Raw genomic sequence first — 23,158 nt, 5'->3', positions numbered from 1 at the left:
TCGTGCTAATGAAAATTCTGATCGTTGATGACGACAAAGAGATCGTCGAATTATTGAGTATCTATGTGCAAAATGAAGGGTATGACCCAGTCCTCGCGTACAGCGGCAAAGAGGCGATCACCAAGCTCGCTACCAATCCGGACATCGCGCTGATGATCTTGGACATCATGATGCCGAATATGTCGGGCATCGATGTGGTCAAGCAGGTCCGCAAAGACAGCGAACTGCCGATCATCATCGTGTCGGCGAAGACCGGCGACATGGACAAGATTCGCGGCCTCATTACCGGCGCGGATGATTACGTGACGAAGCCGTTCAATCCGCTTGAAGTGATGGCGCGGGTGAAGAGCCTGCTGCGGCGCACCGAGGGCAAGGTAACTAACGACGAGCCCGATGTGCTGGAAGTCGGCCCGCTGACCATTAAAAAAGACAGCCATGAAGTGACCACCCTGACAGGCAAACAGATTCAGCTGACCGCGCTGGAATTCGGCATTTTATACCTGCTGGCCAGCCATCCGAACCGTGTTTTCTCGGCCGACGAGATCTTCGAGCGTGTCTGGCAACAGGAGTCGATCGTGTCGGCGAAAACCGTCATGGTCCATGTCTCGCACTTGCGCGATAAGATCGAAGAAGCCACAGACGGCGAAAAAGTGATCGAGACCGTCTGGGGCGTCGGCTATAAAGTCGAGGCCTGATCATGGGCGAGAAAGTGCGCCTGACCGGCAAGGAAAAATCCGAGCTGTGGATCGAAGGGGTCGTCACGGTGATCTTACTGCTGATGCTGAACTTTGCGGTGCTAGTCCTGCTCAAGCAGGTCATCGCGATGAATCAGAATCTGCAAAACTCGATCTGGGGCATCAAAAATGTCCTGACCTTTGGCGACGGCGAGCACATTTGGAGCTGGCGGTATCTATTCATCTGGCTGATGCTGCTGGCCGATGCCATTGTTGTGTATTGGCGCCTGATCAGGCGGTACCGCCAAATTCAGATGCGCCATGTCATTCGCGAGTTGCATTACATCGCGGATGGCCATTTGGATCACCGGATTCGCTTTGCCGTCAACACCGATCTGCAAAAGGTGATCAATTCGATCAACGCGCTGGTCGAGTCGACCGTGGGTTCCATGGAAGAAGAGCGGCGCATGGAGCAAAGCAAAGACGAGCTGATCACCAATGTCTCGCATGACATTCGCACGCCTTTGACCTCGATCATCGGCTATCTCGGTCTGATCGAGGATCGCCAGTACCGCAGCGACGAGGAACTGTTGAAATACACCCACGTCGCGTATCTCAAGGCCAAGCAGATGAAAGTCCTGACCGACGACCTTTTTGAATACACCAAGGTCCGCCAGACCACGACGCCGCTGAACACCACCGAATTCAACATGGTCGCGATGCTCGAGCAGCTCGCCGCCAGTTTTGAGCTTGAGGCGCAAAAAAAGCAGATCGCGATCTCGGTATCGGGCAAACCGGATCCGCTGATGATGGAAGCCGACACGGAAAAACTCGGCCGTGTTTTCAACAACCTGATCGTCAATGCGCTGAAATACGGGCAAGGTGCCAAGCATATTTTCCTCACCGCCGAACGAATCGGTTCCGAAGTTGTCGTGAAAGTGTCCAATGATGGCGCCCAGATTCCAAATGATTCACTAAGTCAATTATTCGACCGCTTCTATCGCGTCGAGGAATCGCGCTCCCAGGAGACCGGCGGCACCGGCCTGGGCCTGGCAATCGCGCAAAGCATCGTCACCCTGCACGGCGGGTACATTTACGCCGACTCCACCCCCGAACTCACCTCGTTTGTCATGCATTTACCGCTTAAAGTCGGCCAGCCGCTTGAAAAAAAGTCGGCGCCGGCCAACCCACAGAAGGAGTTATGATCTTGAGTAAAAAATTCTGGCGTCACCTGGCCACTTTGGCCGCAGCAGTTCTTCTTGGCTTTGGCGGCATCGCCACCACCAGCGCAGCGGCGCCGGTCGCGGCCGCCGAAACAAGCGTGGCCATCAACGCAAAGGCTGCCCTTGCCATCGATGAAGCAAGCGGCAAGGTGCTTTACGCGAAAAATGCCGACACGCCACTGCCGATCGCTTCAATGACCAAAATGATCTCGATCTATCTGGTTCTGCAGGCAATCAAGAACGGCGACCTGAAATGGACAGACACGTTGACACCAGACAGCGGGATCTACAAGATCTCCCAGGACACCTCGCTTTCAAACGTCCCGTTGCGGGCAGACGGCAAATACACTGTCAAGGAGCTGTATCAAGCGAGTTTGATCTACTCCGCCAATGCCGCCATGATGCTGCTGGGGAACGGCGTGGCCGGCACCCAGGTGAAATTCGTCGACATGATGCGCGACCAGCTCAAGAAGTGGCGTATCAACGACGCGACCATCGTCAACGCGACCGGCCTGACCAACAACGCCTTGACCGCCGACCGCTATCCCGGCACCGGCGAAAATGATCAGAACACCATGACGGCCAAGGACTTGGCGCAAGTGGCCCAGCACCTGCTAAAGGATTTTCCCGAAGTCCTCGACACGACCAGCATTCCGACCATGACCTTCCGCGCAGGCACCAGTGATGCGACGCGCATGGACAGCTTCGATTGGATGCTCAAAGGCCTGATCTCCGCGCGCACCGAGCTGCCCGTTGATGGCCTTAAGACCGGCACCACCGATGCGGCTGGCGACTGTTTTACCGGCACGGTGAAAAAAGATGGCCACCGCATCATCACGGTGGTCATGCACGCCAATGGCAGTAAGACGACCCGGCGTTTTGACGAGACCACCAAGCTCATGTCCTACGCGCTGAATAACTGGAAACAAATGACGGTCTTGAAAAAGGGACAGGCGATCAAAGGCGCGACCGATTTCACGGTGCCAAAGGGGAACACGACCTCTTTGAAGGCTGCGGCCGATAAGACCATCACGCTGTGGGTGCCAAAGTCCACAACGGCCCAGGACATCACCATCGCGACTAAAAAGACAGCCATTGTTGGCAAAAAGAATGAACTCGAGGCCCCAGTCAAGAAAGGGACCACGGTTGCCGGTTTGACCATCACCGTTAAAGGCGATACGCTAGGTTATGTGAACGGCGGAAAGACTGAAACGGCTTCCGTCAAATTGGCCCACGGCACCGCAAAGGCAAACTTCTTTGTGCTTTTGTTCCGCGGCATCGGCGATTTCTTCAGTAATCTCTTTTAGCAAGAAGCGTGCCGATCACACGGCGCGCTTTTTTTCTAGAGTGCGGCGCGGGGCGCTTAGGGCTGAACCGCGAGTGTGGCCTTGCCGCATTGACTGCGCCGCTGTAAAGGAAGGTTGAATATGGTCACCTATCATGACATCACACCCGATGGCCTCAAAGAGTTGAAGGCGGAAGTGATCCTCTTACAAGCGGAGCGACCTCGGCGCATCAAGGCACTGGCAGACGCCCGCGCACTCGGCGACCTCTCGGAAAACGCGGACTACAGCGCCGCCAAACGCGACCTGCGCCACCTGGAAAGTCGGCTGCGATACCTAGACAAATTGATCAGGTACGCCCAAGTCGTCACAGCCGGCCCAACCGACATTGCAGGCCTGGGCATGCACGTCACCCTCAGATTTGAAGATGACGATGAACTAGAAGTCTATCACCTAGTCGGCCAAGCCGAAGCCAGCATGGCCCCAGGCAACATCGCCATCAACTCCCCACTAGGCCGCGCCATCGCAGCCCGCAAAGTAGGCGACACCGTCACAGTAGAAGCCCCAAGCGGCGCCTACCAAGTGACCGTGGTAAAACTGGAAGCGTGACGACGGGTGGGGAAGGGCCTGTGGGGTCGTGGCGTTGAATGCCGGTGTTTACGGAAGCAAGCGTCTCAACGGATGAGGCGTACGCATACACGGGAGCTTCAATCTCACAGAGTCTGAGTGAAACCAGACTGTGCGCAATAGCAGGTTGTCGAATATTTCGGCATAGCGAGCAGTATCTTTAATGTGTGATGTGAGGGTGGGCTTCGGCCAGAAACGGCTCAGCCCCCTCGTCGGCGTTAGCGGCAAAGCCGCTTACGCCGAAAGTGAGCTTTAAGACCGCGCACTTCGCGGGCTTAAAGTCACTTGGGAGCGTTCCAGCCAGTTTCTGGCTGGAGACCACCCGGGTGTTTTATTCAAACCAACGACACGCCAAAGCCCGAGCCAAAGAATTTTCGCCCAGCCTGCTATGGTATAATCGACGCAGTAGTTTGAAACTCAATTACGTAGATAAGGAGCCTTCATATGGCAATCTCTTTGAACGCGTGCATTCTTTTACTCAAAGAACATCACCTGCTGAAAAGCAGTGCAGTCCAAAACGACATCAACACCGAAATGACCGGCATCGCGTATGACTCACGCAAAGTCTCCGGCCCGAGCCTGTTCTTCTGCAAAGGCGCGAAGTTTCGGCCGATCTACCTCTCGATGGCCAAAGACAACGGGGCCATCACCTATGTCGCTGAAAAGCCATACGTGGAAGGCAATGGCATGAACGCCCTGATCGTCGTCAATATCACCAAGGCAATGGCAATCTTGAGTGCGGCCTTTTATGATTTTCCGCAGGACGACCTGTTCGTCATTGCGTATACCGGCACCAAGGGTAAAACGACCTCGGCTTATTTCACACGCGGCATTTTGGAACAGGCCCATCCCAAGCGCGTCGCCCTGTTTTCCACGATCGACCGGATCATCGGCCCGAATCCGGATCAGCGGTTCAAGTCGGATCTGACCACGCCGGAAAGCATGGATTTGTTCCACGACATGCGCCAAGCGGTCGACAACGGCATGACACACCTGGTGATGGAGGTCTCCAGCCAGGCGTATCTGCGCAACCGCGTGTTTGGTCTGACGTATGACGTTGGCTTTTTCCTCAACATCACGCCGGATCACATTGGTCCCAACGAGCACCCGACCTTCGCCAATTATCTGCACAACAAGATGCAGCTGCTGGTCAACTCGCGCAAAGTCGTGATCAACGCGGAGACTGAACATTTCGATGAGGTCTACGCCGCGGCGATGACGACGACCTATCCGGACAGTATCTATCTGTTTGCGTCGGCCGGCTTTACGCCAAAACGCGATGATCTTGATATCGATTTTCGCTTCGAGAGCCAGACCTTGTCGACGACCCGCAGTCAGTTCACCCTGGTGCCGGCCTCCGACAAAGCCGCGGCCCTGAATGTCGGCGGCCAGTATCATCTGAGTCTCATTGGCGACTTCAACGAAAGCAACGCCACAGCCGCGATCATCGGCGCCGGACTGGCTGGTGTCGATAACCGCAGTGCCGTGCCTGGTATTGCCGACGTCACCATTCCCGGCCGCATGGAGCACCAGGAGATCCCGGGCCACGGGGTCACCTATGTCGATTACGCGCATAACTATGCGAGTGTGCAGGCCTTGCTGCATTTTCTCAAGGCGGAGTACCACGACCCGGCCATTCGCGTGGTCATCGGAGCGCCTGGCGACAAAGGGGTCTCCCGTCGCGCCGATTTTTCAAAAGTGCTCAGTGAATATGCCACCGAGGCGTATTTGACCACCGATGATCCAGGCTATGAGGATCCGGCGAAAATTGCCAGCGAGATCGATGCCGGAATCGATCATGACAAAGTCACGGTCCACATCGAACTTGACCGGGCCAAAGCGATTCGCGAGGCCATCGAAGCCAGTGGGCCAGAGGATGTCGTCGTGGTCGCGGCTAAAGGGGCGGACCCGTATCAAAAAGTGCGCGGCGTCGATACCCCATGGCCGATGGATCTCGTCGTGGTCGGGCAGGTCGCAGACACGCTGAAAGAAGGCGAGTAGATGAAGCGATTTTTCACCGTGATCGGCGGTATGGGGACCCCAGCCACCAATAGCTATCTGCGCCTGCTCACCGAGCGGACCCACGCGACCAAGGATCAGGATTACATGGATTACATCTTGGTCAACCACGCCACGGTGCCGGATCGCACCACCTACATCCTCGATCACAGCCAGCCGAGCTTTTACCCGGACCTGTTGTCGGACATTCAGCAGCAGAGTCTTTTAAAGCCCGATTTCATGGTGATGGTCTGTAACACCGCGCATTATTTTTACGATGAGCTTCAGGCCGCGACGACCGTGCCCCTGCTGCACATGCCGCGCCAAGCCGTGCGGACCTTGTACAAGCAGTATCCCGATGAGCAGAAAATTGGCCTGATCGCAACGCAAGGCACCATCGCCGATGGCATCTATGCGCATGAACTTCAGGAAGCCGGCCGCGCCGTCGAATTGGGCGATGAAGCCCTGCAGGCGATGGTCACGGACCTGATCTACAATTACGTCAAGGCCAAGGGCGAAGTCAACGCGCCGCTGTATCATCAGATTTTGAAGACGATGCACGACCAATTCGGCGTCAACGTGATCGTGCTAGGCTGCACCGAGCTCTCCTTCGCTCAGGAAAAGGCGCCGGATCACCCGTATCACGTGGTGGACGCCCAAAGCATCATCGCCGATGAAACACTGGCACTCGGCCGCGCCTTTCGCACCAGCAAGGATGCCGGGGATAAGATGTTGGCAGAATTGATGAAGTAGCGCTTTCGTCGCTGACTGGTTTCGGCCGGGATGGCGGGGGGTTACCCAAGTAAATCAGATTCAGACACGCGACTGCTTCATTGGGTCGCGTGTTTTTTGTTGCCCGTCTCGTGAGCCCCGCGGTGTATGCTAAAATAGACCCCAAAGGAAGTGGTTCCAGTGGCCCATTTGACCGGACCGACAGATACGTACCAACTGAAAAACGGGACGCAGATTCCCATCATGGCGTTTCGTGCCACAGATGATGAAACGCTGAGACAAGCACAGACGGCAGGCTTCACCCATTTTGTGATCACAGGACCAGATGACCTGGTGCCCGCCGCACCCACCGCGACTCGCACTGTGCTGGGCGAAGCGGTGACCCAAGTTGCGACGCTGACCCCAACGCTGACCATTCCAGCGCCGACCGCACCGAACACGCCCGCATCGGCCGCCGCGCCTGTTGTGTGGCGCCAGCTCGACCTGCTACACCAGGATGCAGCCGGGCGCGCGCACGATCGCGACGCCGGCCAAGTGACCTTGGTGACCGACCTATTTTTCAACGGGCAGCTGAACCAGCTCAAGCCGCTGCGCAAAATGGCGGCGCGGTTCCAGAAGTTGCCTGAGCAACTCGCGCTTCGCTGGGCTTTGGAGCGCGGGCTCCTGCCGGTCGTGGATAGCCAGTGGCTTACCCCGGCGCAGGCCACCGCAATATTTGATTTCGAATTGAGTTTTCAAGACATGCAGGTGCTCGACGCCTTGGATGGCCGGATCTTCAAGCCTAGCCGCTACCAGATTCCGGCCGCCGAACGCGCCGCGACGCACCGCAAGGAAAATGAGGCAAACCACCATGACTGAATTGACACCAGAGCAGATCGACGCCCAATATGCCTACTATGGGCCGCTGGGGCCAACGTACCGCAAGACCTTCACCCGTTTTCGGCTGTGGGCACCGACTGCCCGCGCCGTGACCCTGAAGCGCTATGCCGACGCGACGCCGGACAGTGTGCTGGAAGAGACGATATCCATGATGCGCGGGGATCAAGGCGTGTGGACGGTCGATATTGTCGGCGATATGCGCGGCACGGTCTACACATTTTCCGTGGTGCATGCCGACGAAACGCGCGACGACCTATTTGACCCGTATGCTAAGGCGGCGATCGTCAACGGCGAGCGCTCGGTGGTGCTAGCGCCCGAAGACACGGTGCCGGCCAACTGGGGCGAGCGGCTACCGGCTTTTTCCAGTCCAGTGGATGCCGTGATCGTGGAGGCGGACATCCGCGATTTTTCCATCGCTGAAAATAGTGGGATTCAGCACCGCGGGCAGTACCTCGGCCTGACAGAAGCGAACACCCATACCCCGCGTGGCGCCGTCAGTGGTCTCGCCTATTTGAAGACAAGCGGCGCGACGCATGTGCAGTTGATGCCGATTTATGATTTTGCCACCGTCGACGAGACCAAGCCGGACGTACCCCAGCAAAATTGGGGCTATGATCCGCTGAATCACAGCGTTCCGGAAGGCAGTTATGCGACGGATGCCACGACTCCGGCGACCCGCATCAAGGAACTCAAGACAATGATTCAGACGCTTCACGACAACGGGTTGCGCGTGATCATGGACGTCGTGTACAACCACGTCTTTGATGCGGCGACCCACGCGCTGGGGAAAGTCGAACCTGGTTACTTTTTCCGCCACGACGCAGACGGCAGCCTTTCCGATGGCACCGGGACCGGAAACGATTTTGCCTCAGAGCGCGTGATGGCCCGCAAATACATCGTCGACAGCGTGCGCGATTGGGCAAAAGACTACCAGCTCGACGGGTTTCGCTTCGATCTGATGGGTATCCTGGACGTGGCGACCATGCAGGCGGTGCGCGCGGCGCTAGACGAGATCGACCCCAGCATCATTGTGCTCGGCGAGGGCTGGGCCATGGCCACGCCGCTGCCGGCTGCGCAAAAGGCGATTCAGGCCAACGCCAGTCAATTGCCGCACATCGCGTTTTTCAATGATGACTTGCGCGACTTGGCCAAGGGGGATGTGTTTATCGCAAGCAACCCTGGCTTTGTCAGCGGCGCTGGCAATGGGGCGACCCTTGCGCCACAGATGACCGGGCGGGTGGCGGTGCCTGCGTTGAAAGGCCAGTATCTTGGCCCCGACCAGGTCATCCAGTATGTGGAAGCCCACGACAATTTGACCCTTTACGATAAACTGACCGCGGTTGCACCGGATGAGCCGGATGCGACCCGGGTGCGGCGGGCGCTGTTGGCCATCAGCATCGTGCTCCTTGCGCAGGGCGTGCCATTTTTGCAGCTCGGCCAGGCCTTCATGCGCACCAAGAACGGCGACGACAACTCTTATCGCGCCGGCGACGCGGTCAATGCGATCGACTGGGACCGCCAGCTGCAATACCCCGCCACCGTCGCTTATGTCCATGCGCTGATTGAGTTGCGGCGCGCCCACCCGGCACTGCGCCAGCCCGATGCCAACGCCTTATTGGAAAATGTGGCGCCATTGGTGGCCGCGGCGTCGCTTGTCGCCTACCAAACGACGAGTGGCAACGAGACCATGATCATCGCCGTCAACGCCAGCGACCAGCCGCAACAACTGACCGTTCCCGCCGGCGAGTATTCGGTCCTGGTCGATGATACGACGGTGATCAACGCGCCCCAGCCTCAGTCAACGACCACCCTGACCGTCGCGCCCCTCAGCGCTCTGGTCGCGGTGGCGGAGGCACGTCATGCTTGAGCCGCAGGTGGTCTTAGGCGTGGATATCGGCACGACCAGCACGAAGGTGGCCGCATTTGGCGCCGATGGAACGCTTTTTGCTGAAACGGAACACGGTTACCCAATGGTAGAAGATGCCACAGGCAAAGCCGAACAGGACGCGGATGCGATCGTTGCGGCGGTCGTGGCCGGCCTGCGCGATATGTCGGGGAAAATTGCCCCAGCCCGGATCAGCGGGCTCAGTTTTTCCGCAGCGATGCATAGTCTCTTGCTTCTTGACCAGGCGGGCCACCCATTGGCCCCGCTGATGACCTGGGCGGACAATCGGCCCGCCGAGGCAACGGAAACGCTCAAGGCCCGGCCGGATGCGGCGACGATCTTCGCCCGGACCGGGGTGCCGTTGCATCCGATGGCGCCCCTTAGCAAATTGGTGTGGCTTCGGCAGACGCAACCGGCGCTGGTGACGCAGGCCGTTCGCGTGTGCGGCATCAAGTCCTATGTGCTATTGGCGTTGGGCGGCGACTATGTGATCGACCGCTCGCTGGCCAATGCGACGGCGCTATTTGACCTGCACACGATGGACTGGGCGGATGATCTGGTGGCGCTGGCGGGCATTTCGCGCGCCCAGTTGCCACAGCTGGTCGAGCCCACCGCAGAAGTGGGACGGCTGGCGGCGAACGTGGCTGAGGAGACTGGCTTGCCGGCGGGACTGCCGTTGTTTGCGGGCGCGAGTGACGGCTGTTTGAGTACGCTCGGGGCGGGGGCCGCGACAGCCGGGCGCCTCGCACTTTCAGTCGGAACGTCCGGTGCGGTGCGCGTGATGACGGAAAAGTCAGTGCAGGATCTCGGCGGCCGACTTTTTACTTATTATCTGGGACCGGATCAATGGGTGCTGGGCGGCCCGCTCAATAATGGTGCCAATGCCTTGGTGTGGCTGCGTGACCTGGTCGGGGCACCCAGCGTCGAAGCGTTGACCGAAGCCGCCGGAACTCGTCCAGTTGGGGCCAATGGGCTACTATTTTTACCTTATCTGGCCGGGGCCCGGGCGCCGTTGTGGACGGCCGAAGCGCGCGGCGCCTTCTTGGGCCTTGCGCGGCAACACACACAGGCGGATATGGCCCGCGCCGTGATGGAAGGCATCGGGTTTGCGCTGCTGGATGTCGCCGAATTGATGTGGCCATTGATCGGCGAAATGGATCTGATCACAGCCACCGGCGGCTTTACCCAAAGCCCGCTGTGGCGGCAGATCGTCGCCGACATCTTTGGCCTGCCACTTGCGGTTCAAGCAGGCGGGCAGGCGGCGGCCCTGGGTGCGGCGGCGATTGGCATGCAGGCCTTGAATTGGGTCGTGGCAGCCGAAGACGTGGTCCCGCCGATCACGGGTGCCGCGGTTCAGCCGGATTCGGCGCGCCATGCCGCGTATCGCCAATTATTTCATCTGTGGCATCAGGCCAGCCGGCAAAACGAGGCGACCGCGGCGGCCCTGGCGGCGATTCAGCGTCAGCCGCTGTTGTAGTAGGCGCGGATATGGTATGCTGAGCCTATCAATTTTCAGAAAGCAGGGACATGATGTATGAGTCTTCAAAGCGCTCGCATGTGAGCGAGGCAGTGGCTGCCGTTTTTCCCAAAGAAGTGACCGATCAGTTGTTTGACGTCCTTCACCTCATGAGCAAAGCCGATCAGCTGGTCACGGCGCCGGTTGCGGTGTTCTTCTCCGATGATCATGATGAGGACGAGATGTACGCGATGATCGTTCAGGGCGACTTGGCGCCGGCCCAGGAATTTCCGCTGACTTACAGTGGCGACAAGCCGTTTCTCGGCCATGGCTACATTCTGATCGCCAAGGACAAGCCAAAGACGATCTACCTGGACTTCAGTGAGGCCAACGATCTCAGTCAGCTGAAGCAGAACTAAATGAAACGCTGCGTGCCTCGGTGCGCGGCTTTTTTTTCGGGCTTTGCGCCGGTGGGCCGCCTCGCCGCGCTGAAAAAAAACGGGTGGGGCACTGGCATTTTCAGCAAACCTCGGGTAAGATAGAATTATTAATCGTAACTGTTACTGTTTTGGAGGGATGATATGACGGCGCCATTATTGACCGTCGACCACCTGAGCTTCGGCTTCCGCGATCGGCCGCTTTATGAAGATCTCAGTTTTACCCTGCCGCGGGGCTCGATGACCAGTCTCATCGGGGCCAACGGGGTGGGCAAGACCACGCTGGTGCGCCTTTTGATGGGTGAGCTGCAGCCAAATGCCGGGACCATCACTTTCACGGCGGACATGAAGCTGGGCTACGTGCCGCAATTTCGCAACATCGATAGCGAATTTCCGCTGACGATTGCCAGTTTCGTGCAACTCAATCAGCTGGGGCACGGGTTTCCATGGCACACCAAGCGGGAAAAGGTGGCGTTGCATCAGGCGCTGGCGCAGACCCACTTGCTCGAGCGGCGGAATCTCGCCATGGGCCGGGCGTCCGGTGGGGAAAAGCAAAAGGCGTATCTGGCCCAGGCGTTGTTGACGCAGCCAAACTTTTTGATTCTCGACGAGGCGACGGCCAGCCTGGACGTCAACACGAAAGAGGAATTGATGGGGCTGGTCAAGGAGCTCAACGAAACGCTAGGTCTCACCGTGCTATTTGTCACGCATGACCTCGGCTTGGCCAAAGCCTACACCGACCAATATCTGCTGCTGACGCCGGGGCATTACGAGATGCGGGCCACCGATCAGATGGATATCGCGACGATGCCAGACGAGCTTAAAAGCGGCGAGGAAGAGGAGGCGGCCCACTGATGTTCACGTATGACTTTATGCAAAATGCGTGGCTGGCGGCCACCTTCATCGCGATCACGACCGGTATTGTCGGGGTCTTTGTCACGGCGCGGGGGATGTCGTTTCTCGCCCACACGCTGTCGGAAGTCGGCTTTGCCGGCGCCGCCTTTGCCGTCTTTGTGGCGATCAGGCCGCTGGATGGCATGCTGCTGTTCACGATTTTGGCCAGCCTGACCGTGGGCAAATTATCCGTCAAGCAGTCGCGGCGGGAGGCCTCGATCTCGGCAGTCTCAAGCGTCTTCATCGGCCTAGGCATCCTGTTTCTCTCGCTGTCCAACGAAAGCTCAAGTTACGCGACGACGATTCTGTTCGGTAGCATCATCGGCATTTCGCGCCAGGATGTGTGGCAGCTGGTCGCCTTGGCCGCCGGGGTGCTTCTGACAATGGGCTTTGGCTACCGAAAATTGGCCTTCGATTCATTTGATGCAGTGGGCGCGCGGGCCCAAGGCGTTCGCGGCAACTGGATCTCGATCTATTTTCTCCTGATCCTCGCGATCTCTGTGTCGATCGGGGCGCAGATCGTCGGGTCCTTGCTGGTGTTCATCCTTCTGACGCTGCCGCCGTCTGTGGCCAAGTACCTGGGCCGCACGCTGCCGCAGATGCTCGTGATCTCCGTTGCGGCGGGGCTGATCGGGGTGTGGGCCGGCCTGGCGCTGGGGTACCTCACCAACTGGCCGGTGACGTTCTTCATCGCGGCGATCGAGTTCGTCTTCTACTTCATCGCGCTTGGGGTTCATCGGCTGCGGGACTGAGGTAGCTCAATTGTTGCGGGGCAGCGGAAGATGGTCGCCCCTCAGTTTGAGCCTCGAATTGTCTCATCGACTCCCCACTCATGGACACGCGACTACGTAATTTTTCTAAAGTAAAAGCCGTTCAGCGTTTTCGCGCGCTGAACGGCTTTTTACGTACATTGAGATTGGTTGCGGCTAGGTTACCCGATCAAGCCTTCGAGTTCGTTGAGGCGGCTTTCAAATAGTGCGAAGGCGTTTTCGAGGTAGTCTGGCTTGGTCATGTCAACGCCGGCTGCCTGCATGGTGTCGATCGCGTATTTTGAGCTACCTGATTTGAGGTAGCCGAGGTACTGGTCAACGGCGCCTGGGACGCCATCGTTGATGCGGCCGGCCAGGGTCGAGGCCGCCGCGAATCCGGTCGCGTATTGATAGACGTAATACTGGCGATAAAAATGCGGGATGCGGGCCCATTCCAGGGCGATCTCCGGGTCCTTTTCCACGTCTGGGCCGTAATAGCGGGCGTTGAGCTCCCCGTAAAAGGCGGACATGGACTTGCCGGTGAGTGGGCGTTGGTGCTGATCCTGCTGGTGGATCCAGTGCTCGAACTCGGTGAACTGGGTCTGGCGGAAAATGGTGCCCTTAAAGCCGTCCAGATAGTGGTTCAGGATGTACGCACGGACTTTCGGATCCGTTTGCGTTTTGAGGAAATAGTCCGTCAGCAGGTTTTCATTCGTGGTCGAAGCGATCTCCGCCACGAAGATCGGGTAATCCCCATAAACATAAGGCTGGTTGTGGCGCGTGTACCAGCTGTGCACGGAATGGCCGCTTTCGTGGACCAGCGTGAACAGCTCATCCAGTGAGTCGTGCCAGTTCAGCAGCATGAATGGGTTCGTATCGTAAGCCCCACCGGAATAGGCACCGGAGCGCTTGCCCTGATTTTCCACGACATCGATGTAGCGGTTGTCATAGATCTCAGTCAAATGGGCCTGATAATCCTCGCCCAGTGGTGCCAGGGCCTTTTTCGCTTCGGCCTTGGCCTCGTCGATCGTGTAGGTCAACGGCGGCTCGCCAGTTAGCGGCACATACATGTCGTACATGTGCAGGTCGTCCACCTTGAGCAGGCGTTTGCGCAACGCGACATAACGATGTAGCAGTGGCAGGTGGGCCTCCACTTCATTGACCAGCGTCTCGTAGACGGCTTCCGGAATGTGATTGCCGCTCATTGCAGCCTGGCGCGCGCTATCGTAATGATGGGCGCTGGCGCGGAAGTTGTCGGCTTTCACGGAGCCGGTGAGGGTCTGCGCAAACGTATTTTCCAATTGGCCGTATGACTTGTACAGGGTCTGGAAAACATCCTTGCGCACGCGGCGGTCAGTCGAGCTGATCAATTCGCCGTATTTGCCATGCGACAGCTGGACCTCGTTGCCATCCTTATCGGTGATCGTCCCGAATTCGATGTCTGAGTTGTTCAAAATGTTGAAGGTGGCACTGCTTGCGCCAAGCGCATCGGCCGCGGCGGAAAGCAAGGCCTCCTCGGAACTGGTGCGGATGTGGGCGCGATTGGCGGTGATGCCATCGATGAAATGACGGTAGCCGGCCAGCGTTTCGTTGGCACCCAGCCAAGCGGTCAGGTCGGCGGCTGGAATCGCCAAGATCTCAGGCTCCATGAAGGCGAGCTCGCTGTTCACAGAAGCCAGCGTAGAAGCCGCGCGTGCCTTCATGGCCTGATAGACGGCGTTGCCAGTATCCTGGTCGCTTTTCAGGCTGGCATAGACATAGACGGTCTCCAGCTGGCGATACACGCCAAGAATGGTTGTGATGCCACTGGCAAGGGCGTCGGCGTCGGTCGCAAGCGTGCCGGCCAGCGCACTGGCTTTTTTGCCGCTTGCCTGCACGTCGGCGAGGGCTTGCTCCCAAGCCTCATCAGTAGGAAAAATCGTGGTCAGGTCCCAAGTCGAATCGGTTGGGACAGCATCGCGGGTGGGTAGTTGTTGCATAAAGACATCTCCTCTATTTCTAATAATAATCTAATTGTAACATTGCCGCTCGCCCGTTGCACCACGGCATTCGCCGCTTTTGACTCGCCAGCGAATTTTTCCGACCCAGCGCAATTTGCGGGGAAATCGGGTAAAATAATTTTATGCCATTTTAGACGGAGGTCCGCCCATGGACGATGACAAATTGAACCGCACGCGCAAGCCACACCGCAATGCCAACTTGATCGGCAAATTGATCACACTGTTTGTTTTGACGGCAGTCATGCTGGTTGGCGGCTACGCGGCGCGTATTTTTACCCAAACGAAAGATGCGGTCGCCAAGACCTATGTGCCGGTCAAGACCAAGTCAGGCAAGGTGGAGAAGCCGATCAACACCACGTTTGATGGAAAAAAGCCGCTGAGCATCCTGCTGCTGGGCACGGATACCGGCGCCTTTGGTCGAAGCGACCGCGGCCGCTCGGATACGATCATTGTCGTGACCATCAATCCGACCGCCAAGCGCACCACGATGCTTAGCATTCCGCGCGACACCGCCGCCGAAATGATCGACACAGGCAGCGTTACCGGCATCGATAAAATCAATTCCGCCTATGCATACGGTGATTCCACGGCCGCAATCAAGACGGTGGAAAATCTGTTGAACATCCCGATTGATTACTATGTCACCGTTAACATGGCGGGGCTCGTCAAGATCGTGGACGCGGTCGGCGGCGTCGATGTCAACGTGCCGTTCACCTGGACCGACGCCAACACCGGCGGCCAGACCTTCACCAAGGGGCCGGCCCACCTGGATGGCGCGCACGCCTTGGCATATGCCCGGATGCGCGACGAGGATCCGGAAGGCGACAACGGCCGGCAAAAACGGCAACAGGAAGTGATCATGTCGATCGTGAAGAATGCCCTGTCTGCCGGCTCGCTCAGCAACTACTCAAATCTGATGGACTCACTTTCCAGCAGTATGCGGACGAATTTTACCTTTGATGACCTTGTCGCCATCGTCCAAAATTATCGGGCTTGCGCCAAAACCGTGCAGCGCAAGCAGCTCAAGGCAATCGGCGCCTACATCGGGGATGCGGCCTTCCAAGTGGCCAGCACCGCCAATCTTCAGGCCGCGTCGGACACCATCCGCACCGAGCTGGGCCTGAGCAAAACGACCCTGAATAATATGATCACCAAGGAAAATGCCCTGAACACGCAATATGGCTTTGATTGGAACTCTGGGGCCAATCCGTCTTATACCTTGTACAACGTGGGACAGTAAGCGGACATAAATAAATAGCGCCTCGCTTCTTCTGTGTGGAGAGGCGAGGCGCTATTTTTGTGGTGGTGTTTCGCGCACCGGGTGGTTACTTCCCCGCCGCATCGAGGGCCTGGGTCAGGTCGGCGAGCAGATCCTCTTTGTCCTCCAAACCCACACTGAGGCGAATGAGGTTTGGCGTGATGCCGAGGGCGCGGCGCTGGGCGATCGGCATGTCGTGGTGCGTCTGCACATCCGGGACGGTGACGAGGCTTTCGACCCCGCCGAGACTTTCGGCGAATGAACAGACGGCAAGGTGCTGCAAAAAGGCGTTCACGTCCGTATTTTCCGTCAGATAGAAGCTGATCATGCCGCCTTGTCCCGCGTAAAGCACCTTGCTGACAGCGGGCAGGGTCGCAAGCCCTTTCGCCAGAAACTGAGCGTTAGCGGTGTGCGCATGCATCCGGACGCTCAGGGTCTTCAGCGACCGCAACAACAGCCATGAGTCGAACGGGTCGAGCACTTGGCCGGTCGTGGTCAGTTGCGCGCGCAACGCCTCGGCCAGTGCGTCGGACTTGGCAATCACCGCCCCGGCGAGAATGTCGTTATGCCCGCCGAGGTATTTGGTCGCCGAATGCACGACCAGATCTGCGCCTTCAGTCAGCGGGGTCTGGTAGACCGGGGTCAAAAATGTGTTGTCGACCGCCAGCAAAATGTCGTCGCGCACTGCATGGACCGCCGTCGCAACGGCCTGAATGTCGATGATCTTCATCGTCGGGTTTGACGGGGTCTCCAACCAGATCAGCTTCGTCGCGGGCGTGATCTTGGCCACCAGGTTCTCGATCGCCTGGCCGTCCCAAGTGGTGTAGTCGATCTGATAATTGGCCTTGCGCGTGTCAAAATAGCGGAACGTCCCGCCGTACAGATCGTCGCTAGCAATGATCTGGTCGCCTGTTTTGGTGAACGTGCTGAAGACCAGATCGATTGCCGCCATGCCGGATGAGGTGGCCAGGGCCTGACTGCCGTGCTCGATCGTGGCGAGCTGCTGCTCAAGCAGGGCACGCGTCGGCTCGGTCAGGCGGGAATAGTCAAACCCCGTCGAGGCCCCCAGACCGGGATGGCGGAAGGCGGTCGAAAAATACAGTGGGGCAGAAACGGCGCCAGTGTTGGCGTCATCACTGCCGTTGGATCCTTGAATCAGAGTCGTTGCTAATTTTGTCATCTGTTTTTCCTCCTAGACTAAAAAACCGCAGTTCAAAATGAACTGCGGGACGATGGACTTCGCGGTGCCACCCGGTTTTCAGCTGACGTCACCGCCAGCCGCTCATGAAGCAAACTGCTTCAGCGCGGTAACGGGCGGACCCGGCCCGAGTTTGGCGAACCACTTCGCCCGGGCAGCTTCAAGACCATCTTCAGCTACATGCGGCGATCGGCTTGCACCAGGTCCGACTCGCTAGGCGTCCGCAGGCAGCGTACTCATCTTTTCTACGCTTGCGCTAATCCTAGCCCAACCAGCCAGATGGGTCAATAGTGAAAATCAGATGAGAGATCGGTGGGTGCGATGAAAGCGAGCGCTGGGCCAAGCCTCGGTGATTTTGGGGACCGATAAGCTGATGATCGAGGGTGGGAAAAGTTATTTTAAATAAATATATCACGGGCTGACAAGACATTGGCCAAAACGCCTAATATATGGGGATTATCGGCACGACTCTTGCCGCCATAAAAAGTTGACAAAAGCGTTTTCGAGGTGCTATATTAATCGACAGCAGAAGGGGCTTCTGGTGTGGCCACACGGAACGGTTTCCCCCGAGGCAGGCGGACCCAGTGCGGGGGATACCGTACGCAAACCTAGAGTGGCTGCTATGAAGGGCATCCGAGTCAGTGGTGTCATAAATTAGGGGAGTGGGTCAGTTCCACAGTTCCATCGTTTTACCAGTACCACCGTTGTCCGGCAGTAAGCATCGACTTTTGATCACGCTGTCGCCGTTGAAATCTGATCGCGCCAAGCCCCACAAGCAAGGCGCCCGCAGTATCCTAATCTAATAATCACGCAAACACACTGGCAATGCTTAAAACGACACCTCGACCGGTGTGTTTGTTGTACATAGGGGCCAGAATCTTTTTTTTCGATTCTGACCTTTTTTCAAAAAAGTGAGAATCGACAAAAAATCTAAACATGCACAAAAATTCGGCCGAATTTTGGGCACATTGACAAACTGGAAAAAGCAAAGACGTTTCAACTCGACGGCCCACATTTGGTCGGAGCTGAAACGCCTTTTTGCGTTCGGTGAGGCCAGACGGGCGCACCACCACCCCAGGGCCAATCACACCGGCGCATCAAAAAAGCCAGGAGACGCGCTCCCGGCTTCGATCGTGCTATTCAGTTGTGATCAGCCAACAACGTAGACCGTTGCGTAAAGGATCCCGGCTGATGGAATTTGGCTGTTTGGCATTGCGACATCCAGCTGGTTGGGGTTCGCATAGGCGAAGCCGCCGGTGTCGTTGACGGTGCGGTACCAAACTGTGCCGTTGGAAAGGACGATCTTCAGTTGCGTGCCACGAGGGAACACGGACAGGTTAGCGGCAACACCACCATAACCCAGGCTTGAGCCCATGGCGGCCGGATCGTAGAAGCTGAGCTTGAAGGTGCCTTTGTTGCTACCAGTCGTGTTGGAAACAGTCGTGGTCGTTGCAGCCTGGCTAGCCGCAGCGGCTTTGGCGGCCGCCGCCTTTGCAGCAGCTGCCTTGGCAGCTGCCGCTTTTTGTGCCGCGAGGGCTGCCGCAGCTTTTGCAGCGGCAGCCTTTTGTGCGGCGAGCTTTTCAGCCGCAGCCTTCTTGGCAGCCGCAGCTTTGCGGGCCGCAGCGGCTTTCTTGGCGGCTGCGATCTTCGCTTCGCGTTTTTCTTCAGCGACGGCGTATGGGTTCACGCCAACGGTGATGACGATCTTATTCGGTTGATTGCGCAAGTCGTTGGTGGCCACGATGTTGGCGGCCATGCTTGCAGCAGCGTTGTCTGAGATTGAGGTTACTTGATCGGCTTGAACGATCTGGGTCCCGGTAGCCGGGCGCGCGATCGCTTCAACAGGTTTGTCAGATGAGTAGAACGCGAGCAGTCCCCCAAGAACTGTGAACATCGCGACTGCCATCATTTTGATTCGCTTCATTAAAATAAAAGTCACTCCCAAAAGTGTGATTCGCGGTTTTTCAACTTAAATCTGAGAGTAGTATATCGAGCTGGTGTGTCATGATAGTGCCAGCAAGTTTACAAATACGCAGTGGACTGTCACAATGTCATGCTCCTGTAATATTGGCACATTCCCACTTCACTTGTCATATTTCCGTGCAAGCGTTCACACAGTGGGCTTTTTTGCCGAAAAGCGGCGGCTCGCGTGGGCCAGCGCCCCACTTTACAAAAATCGTTGTGCGTGCAAATTTTCACCAGAGCCTTCATCTTACAATCCTGACGTAACAGTTGGGCTCCGGCCCGCATGGTGGCAACATGCGGCGGCTCAAGTACTCGACGGCAAAGGACGCCATCAAGTGTTTGAGCCGACCTAGCTATTCCACCATCCCGCGGACCGACGCACCCTACAACAAATCCAGTCATGGTAAGATAGACGTATCCCAACGGAACTCAGGCAGAGAAAATATGTTGAAACAGCTGACCAAAATTCATCGCCGGATCTCTTTTCGCGCGGTGATCATGCTGGTGATCGTGATCACGGTCGCCATTGCGCTGATCATTTCCGGGCTATTCGTCGCCGGGCAGACCGCGACCAATGAAGAGACCCGGACTAATCAGACCATTCATAATATCGGCGAGGCGGTGCGCAAAAATCCGGTCGTGCTCCAGCACCTCAAGGCGTATCAGGCGCCCGAGTCGGCGGATAATGCCATCGAGCGCTACACGCACCGCATTCAGACCACGATGCAGGTCGACGCGGTGGTCGTGATGAACATGGACCTCATCCGCTGGTCGCATCCGGTGAAAGATCAGATCGGTCGTTCCTTCCTATTAAGAGACGATGCGGCCAAGTCGTTGAACGGCAAGCCCCACTATTCGAAAACAGTCGGCGTGCTTGGTCCCGAATATCGCTACTTCACCCCGGTGATCAAAGATGGCCAGCAGATCGGCATCGTCTGCATCACTGTCACCGTCAAGACGGTTCAAGCGGAGATTCTCGCGGTGCAAAAACCGATTCTGATCGGTGGCCTCATCGGGCTGTTGCTCGGGGTGTTCGGGGCGGCGTGGGTCTCTTTGTATCTGCGCAAGCGGCTGCTGGGCATGACGCCTGATCAGATCACGGCCCAGGTCACTGAATTGACCGCGCTGCGGGAAAGTATGTCAGATGGCCTGATCGCGATCGATGACCAGCACGTGATCATTCAGCTCAACGCCCAGGCCAGTCAGCTGTTTCCGGCGTTGACGCCCGGCAATGCGCTGACGACGGATCTATATGACGCGCTTTTTCATGAAGCCAAGGCGATGAATCGACCGGTGGCGGTCAGGGGCAAGGAACTGATCGTCTCGACCACGCCTCTGATGGCCGGCAAGCGCAACTTGGGGCAGTTGGCCCTGGTCCATGACCAATCCGATTACCAGCAGCTCGTCGCCCAGCTGGCTGGCACCAAGCAGTACATCGAAGCCCTGCGCGCCCAGCAGCACGAGTTCATGAACAAGTTGCAGGTGATCTCCGGGCTGGTCGAGCTCAAGCAATACGATCGCCTGCAGACGCTGGTCTTTGATTTTCATCACGATTATCAAAGCGAGTTTGGCAGTCTCAACAGTCGCATCAAGTTGCCGGCCGTGACAGGATTTTTGCTGGCGAAGGCCAACGAAGCTCATGAGCAGGGCAAGACCTTCACCGTCAGCGAGGACAGCCAGCTGCCGGCGCTGAATGAGACGGATACGAAGATTGAGGCCGAATTGATCAAGGTCCTAGGCAATCTGATCGACAACGCCTTGGATGCTGTTTCGGTGAAAACAGGCACGGTCGCTGTCAGTCTGAATTATGATGAAGAAAGCCGCACCATTTTGCTGGAAGTGGCGGATAATGGACAAGGCGTTGCACCGGCGCTGAAAGACAAGATCCTGGCCAAGCATTTTTCCACGAAAGGCTCGGATCGCGGTTACGGGCTGGCACTGGTGAATGATGTGATCAAGGCCCATCACGGCTTTCTGGCAATCGAGGACAACGACCCGGCCGGCACCGTGATGACCGTGGAGCTGCCACTGGTGGATAAGGAGGATGCAGATGACCCAAGTGATGATCGTTGAAGATGACCCGATGGTACGGGAATTGAATGGCCAATATTTGCGGCGGGTGCTGGGCGCGGATCTCACCTTGCGCGAATTCGGCGATGCCCAGTCGGCGCTGGACGCCTATCAGAGTCAGCCGGCGGACCTGATCTTGCTGGATGTCTACATGCCGACCCTGTCAGGCGCCGAGATGCTTCAGGAATTGACGGCCCGCAACTGGCATCCGCAAGTCATCATGCTGACCGCCGCCAGCGACCTCGGACATGTGCGAGAGGCGCTGGATTACGGGGTGCTGGATTATCTCGTCAAACCATTTTCCTTTGCGCGGTTTCAAACGGCGATTCAGCGCTTCCAGACGGTGCAGAAAATGACCAGCGGAGACGGCTCCGTTTCCCAGACCGACCTCGACCAGCTATTTGTCGCCGAGACGCCGACCGAAACGGCGCCGGAGCCGACACTGCCCAAGGGCCTGTCCGCCTATACCCTCGGCCGCATTCGCCAGCAATTGCAGGAAATGGCGCAGCCTTTTTCCAATCAGGAGGTCGCCAAGGTCGTGAAGCTGTCGCGTATTTCGACCAAAAAATACTTAGATTACCTGCTGGCGCAGGGCGAGGTCAGCGGGGCGGTCAAGTACCTGAAAGTGGGCCGCCCGGTCACCGTGTACCGCTTAACGGACAATGAGGGGCCAACGCAAGCAGAGGGGCCAACTCAAGCCCCAAAATGAGTACGAGGAGACACAAAAGGGCACCGAGGTTTTTTCCTCGGTGCCCTTTGCGCGTTCTATGGACTCGTGATCAGTCTTTTGGCAATGGAATATCGTTATCGGTATGGCCGGTCTGCTGCGCTTGCTCGAAGTTGTCATAGGAAACGGCAATCATGTCGTGCAAGGCTGGCTCCGTGTAAGAGCCGATATGCGGCGTCATCAGGACCTTTGGATAAAGGTCGCGCAAGGCTTCCATGTCGGCCTGCGCCAAGGCCCCGTCAAACGTGTGGCCGAGCAGTTCGGTCTCGTTTTTGTAAACGTCGGTGGCAAACCCGTCGAGCTTGCCGGACTTCAATGCGGCAAGAACCGCCTTGTAGTCATTCAGCTCGCCGCGCGCGGTGTTGACCAGCATGACGCCATCTTTCATCTTGGCGATCAAGTCGGCGTTGACGAAATCATCGTTTTGGCCCTTGAAATAAGGCGTGTGAATCGAGATGATGTCGGATTTTGCCAGCAGTTCGTCTTGCTCGACGAAGGTCACGAACTGGCGGGCATAGTCGCTTGGGTACGGATCATATGCCAGGACGGTCGCGCCCATACCATGATACAAGCTGGCCTCAGTCGCGCCAATTTTCCCGGCGCCGATAATGCCGACGGTGCTGGAATGAATCTCCTTGGAAAAAGTGTTCGGATCAACGGCAAACTTGCCAGCGTTGGTATTGCTGGTGGCCAGGGCCGTGTGCCGGTACAGCATCATGCCCAAGGTCATCGCAAGCTCCGCGACCGCATATGGCGAATAGGCAGGCACGCGCGCGCACTTCATGCCATATTGCTTGATCGCGTTCAAGTCGATGTGGTTGAAGCCCACGGTGCGGGTCATCACATATTGAATGCCCCATTCGTTAAACTTCGCCAGGTTCTGCGCATCGGCGACACAATTCGCCCGCAGCATCACCCCATCTGCCCCTTTGGCCGTTTCGACATTGTCGTGGGTCAAGAATTCCGGCACCAGCTTCAGCTCATAATTGTATTTGTTGAGGGCCTTGAAATACGGCACCTCATTGTCTCGTACGCCATAAGCAACGATCTTAAACATATCAGACACGCACCCTTTCTATTCACTCAGTTATGTAGCGGCATAA

At 57.4% G+C, this 23,158-nt stretch carries 19 protein-coding genes; 15 read left to right on the top strand and 4 right to left on the bottom strand.

From position 1 onward, the window contains the following. Positions 1 to 8: 8 nt before the first annotated feature. The 12 genes from EKM95_RS04400 (at position 9) to EKM95_RS04345 (ending at position 12,840) form a co-directional block, all read left to right on the top strand. Complete coding sequence (locus tag EKM95_RS04400) at positions 9 to 695, top strand: response regulator transcription factor (RefSeq protein WP_125696630.1); 687 nt, start codon at positions 9 to 11, stop codon at positions 693 to 695. A 2-nt stretch (positions 696 to 697) separates the two neighbouring features. Continuing rightward, complete coding sequence (locus EKM95_RS04395) at positions 698 to 1,879, top strand: sensor histidine kinase (protein WP_125696629.1); 1,182 nt, start codon at positions 698 to 700, stop codon at positions 1,877 to 1,879. A 2-nt stretch (positions 1,880 to 1,881) separates the two neighbouring features. Next, complete coding sequence (locus tag EKM95_RS04390) at positions 1,882 to 3,204, top strand: serine hydrolase (RefSeq protein ID WP_225423178.1); 1,323 nt, start codon at positions 1,882 to 1,884, stop codon at positions 3,202 to 3,204. 120 nt (positions 3,205 to 3,324) lie between these two features. After that, on the top strand, positions 3,325 to 3,789 hold the full coding sequence (gene greA / locus EKM95_RS04385; protein WP_125696627.1) for a transcription elongation factor GreA: 465 nt from the start codon (positions 3,325 to 3,327) through the stop codon (positions 3,787 to 3,789). Between the two features lie 462 nt (positions 3,790 to 4,251). Beyond that, a complete protein-coding gene (locus tag EKM95_RS04380) occupies positions 4,252 to 5,808 on the top strand; it encodes a UDP-N-acetylmuramoyl-L-alanyl-D-glutamate--2,6-diaminopimelate ligase (RefSeq protein ID WP_125696626.1) in 1,557 nt (518 codons plus the stop codon). Then, positions 5,809 to 6,558, top strand: a complete 750-nt coding sequence (locus tag EKM95_RS04375) for an aspartate/glutamate racemase family protein (protein WP_125696625.1) — start codon at positions 5,809 to 5,811, stop codon at positions 6,556 to 6,558. It abuts the gene before it with no gap. A 168-nt stretch (positions 6,559 to 6,726) separates the two neighbouring features. Next, entirely contained in the window at positions 6,727 to 7,395 is a 669-nt protein-coding gene (locus EKM95_RS04370) for an aldo-keto reductase family protein (protein ID WP_225423176.1), read from the top strand. Next, entirely contained in the window at positions 7,388 to 9,283 is a 1,896-nt protein-coding gene (gene pulA / locus EKM95_RS04365; RefSeq protein ID WP_164510083.1) for a type I pullulanase, read from the top strand. Before EKM95_RS04370 ends, pulA begins: the two co-directional genes overlap by 8 nt. Next, positions 9,276 to 10,778 carry a gluconokinase gene (locus tag EKM95_RS04360; RefSeq protein ID WP_125696622.1) on the top strand — a complete coding sequence of 501 codons (1,503 nt, stop codon included), beginning with the start codon at positions 9,276 to 9,278 and terminating at the stop codon, positions 10,776 to 10,778. Before pulA ends, EKM95_RS04360 begins: the two co-directional genes overlap by 8 nt. A gap of 53 nt (positions 10,779 to 10,831) precedes the next feature. After that, complete coding sequence (locus EKM95_RS04355; protein ID WP_125696671.1) at positions 10,832 to 11,176, top strand: hypothetical protein; 345 nt, start codon at positions 10,832 to 10,834, stop codon at positions 11,174 to 11,176. 162 nt (positions 11,177 to 11,338) lie between these two features. Beyond that, the gene (locus EKM95_RS04350) at positions 11,339 to 12,049 is read left to right on the top strand and encodes a metal ABC transporter ATP-binding protein (protein WP_125696621.1); all 711 of its coding nucleotides are present in this window, start codon (positions 11,339 to 11,341) and stop codon (positions 12,047 to 12,049) included. Then, positions 12,049 to 12,840, top strand: a complete 792-nt coding sequence (locus tag EKM95_RS04345) for a metal ABC transporter permease (protein ID WP_125696620.1) — start codon at positions 12,049 to 12,051, stop codon at positions 12,838 to 12,840. Before EKM95_RS04350 ends, EKM95_RS04345 begins: the two co-directional genes overlap by 1 nt. Positions 12,841 to 13,019: 179 nt before the next feature. Here EKM95_RS04345 and pepF read toward each other — a convergent pair whose 3' ends face one another. Next, entirely contained in the window at positions 13,020 to 14,816 is a 1,797-nt protein-coding gene (gene pepF / locus EKM95_RS04340) for an oligoendopeptidase F (protein ID WP_125696619.1), read from the bottom strand. Between the two features lie 169 nt (positions 14,817 to 14,985). Here pepF and EKM95_RS04335 point away from each other — a divergent pair, with 169 nt between their 5' ends. Next, positions 14,986 to 16,077 carry an LCP family protein gene (locus EKM95_RS04335; protein WP_125696618.1) on the top strand — a complete coding sequence of 364 codons (1,092 nt, stop codon included), beginning with the start codon at positions 14,986 to 14,988 and terminating at the stop codon, positions 16,075 to 16,077. A gap of 85 nt (positions 16,078 to 16,162) precedes the next feature. Here the strand turns inward: EKM95_RS04335 and EKM95_RS04330 are convergent, their stop codons facing one another. Beyond that, positions 16,163 to 17,275, bottom strand: a complete 1,113-nt coding sequence (locus EKM95_RS04330; RefSeq protein WP_125696617.1) for a trans-sulfuration enzyme family protein — start codon at positions 17,273 to 17,275, stop codon at positions 16,163 to 16,165. 1,168 nt (positions 17,276 to 18,443) lie between these two features. Continuing rightward, positions 18,444 to 19,049, bottom strand: a complete 606-nt coding sequence (locus tag EKM95_RS11950; RefSeq protein ID WP_379897247.1) for a hydrolase — start codon at positions 19,047 to 19,049, stop codon at positions 18,444 to 18,446. 653 nt (positions 19,050 to 19,702) lie between these two features. Here EKM95_RS11950 and EKM95_RS04320 point away from each other — a divergent pair. Beyond that, positions 19,703 to 21,331, top strand: a complete 1,629-nt coding sequence (locus tag EKM95_RS04320) for an ATP-binding protein (protein ID WP_164510082.1) — start codon at positions 19,703 to 19,705, stop codon at positions 21,329 to 21,331. Continuing rightward, a complete protein-coding gene (locus tag EKM95_RS04315; RefSeq protein WP_164510081.1) occupies positions 21,309 to 22,037 on the top strand; it encodes a response regulator in 729 nt (242 codons plus the stop codon). Before EKM95_RS04320 ends, EKM95_RS04315 begins: the two co-directional genes overlap by 23 nt. 70 nt (positions 22,038 to 22,107) lie before the next feature. Here the strand turns inward: EKM95_RS04315 and EKM95_RS04310 are convergent, their stop codons facing one another. Next, positions 22,108 to 23,112, bottom strand: a complete 1,005-nt coding sequence (locus EKM95_RS04310; RefSeq protein WP_125696614.1) for an NAD(P)-dependent oxidoreductase — start codon at positions 23,110 to 23,112, stop codon at positions 22,108 to 22,110. Positions 23,113 to 23,158: the final 46 nt, after the last annotated feature.

The organism is Lacticaseibacillus yichunensis, assembly GCF_003946405.1.
Taxonomy (GTDB): Bacteria; Bacillota; Bacilli; order Lactobacillales; family Lactobacillaceae; genus Lacticaseibacillus; species Lacticaseibacillus yichunensis.
Note: the sequence above shows the minus strand (reverse complement) of the source record. Positions and strands in the feature narration are given on the sequence as shown.

Bases quoted from the DNA above. Each gene is read 5' to 3' on its own strand.
- EKM95_RS04400 (WP_125696630.1), top strand. From the start codon at position 9: ATGAAAATTCTGATCGTTGATGACGACAAAGAGATCGTCGAATTATTG.
- EKM95_RS04395 (WP_125696629.1), top strand. From the start codon at position 698: ATGGGCGAGAAAGTGCGCCTGACCGGCAAGGAAAAATCCGAGCTGTGG.
- greA (WP_125696627.1), top strand. From the start codon at position 3,325: ATGGTCACCTATCATGACATCACACCCGATGGCCTCAAAGAGTTGAAG.
- EKM95_RS04380 (WP_125696626.1), top strand. From the start codon at position 4,252: ATGGCAATCTCTTTGAACGCGTGCATTCTTTTACTCAAAGAACATCAC.
- EKM95_RS04375 (WP_125696625.1), top strand. From the start codon at position 5,809: ATGAAGCGATTTTTCACCGTGATCGGCGGTATGGGGACCCCAGCCACC.
- pulA (WP_164510083.1), top strand. From the start codon at position 7,388: ATGACTGAATTGACACCAGAGCAGATCGACGCCCAATATGCCTACTAT.
- EKM95_RS04360 (WP_125696622.1), top strand. From the start codon at position 9,276: ATGCTTGAGCCGCAGGTGGTCTTAGGCGTGGATATCGGCACGACCAGC.
- EKM95_RS04355 (WP_125696671.1), top strand. From the start codon at position 10,832: ATGTATGAGTCTTCAAAGCGCTCGCATGTGAGCGAGGCAGTGGCTGCC.
- EKM95_RS04350 (WP_125696621.1), top strand. From the start codon at position 11,339: ATGACGGCGCCATTATTGACCGTCGACCACCTGAGCTTCGGCTTCCGC.
- EKM95_RS04345 (WP_125696620.1), top strand. From the start codon at position 12,049: ATGTTCACGTATGACTTTATGCAAAATGCGTGGCTGGCGGCCACCTTC.
- pepF (WP_125696619.1), bottom strand. From the start codon at position 14,816: ATGCAACAACTACCCACCCGCGATGCTGTCCCAACCGATTCGACTTGG.
- EKM95_RS04335 (WP_125696618.1), top strand. From the start codon at position 14,986: ATGGACGATGACAAATTGAACCGCACGCGCAAGCCACACCGCAATGCC.
- EKM95_RS04330 (WP_125696617.1), bottom strand. From the start codon at position 17,275: ATGACAAAATTAGCAACGACTCTGATTCAAGGATCCAACGGCAGTGAT.
- EKM95_RS11950 (WP_379897247.1), bottom strand. From the start codon at position 19,049: ATGGCCGCCAACATCGTGGCCACCAACGACTTGCGCAATCAACCGAAT.
- EKM95_RS04320 (WP_164510082.1), top strand. From the start codon at position 19,703: ATGTTGAAACAGCTGACCAAAATTCATCGCCGGATCTCTTTTCGCGCG.
- EKM95_RS04315 (WP_164510081.1), top strand. From the start codon at position 21,309: ATGACCCAAGTGATGATCGTTGAAGATGACCCGATGGTACGGGAATTG.
- EKM95_RS04310 (WP_125696614.1), bottom strand. From the start codon at position 23,112: ATGTTTAAGATCGTTGCTTATGGCGTACGAGACAATGAGGTGCCGTAT.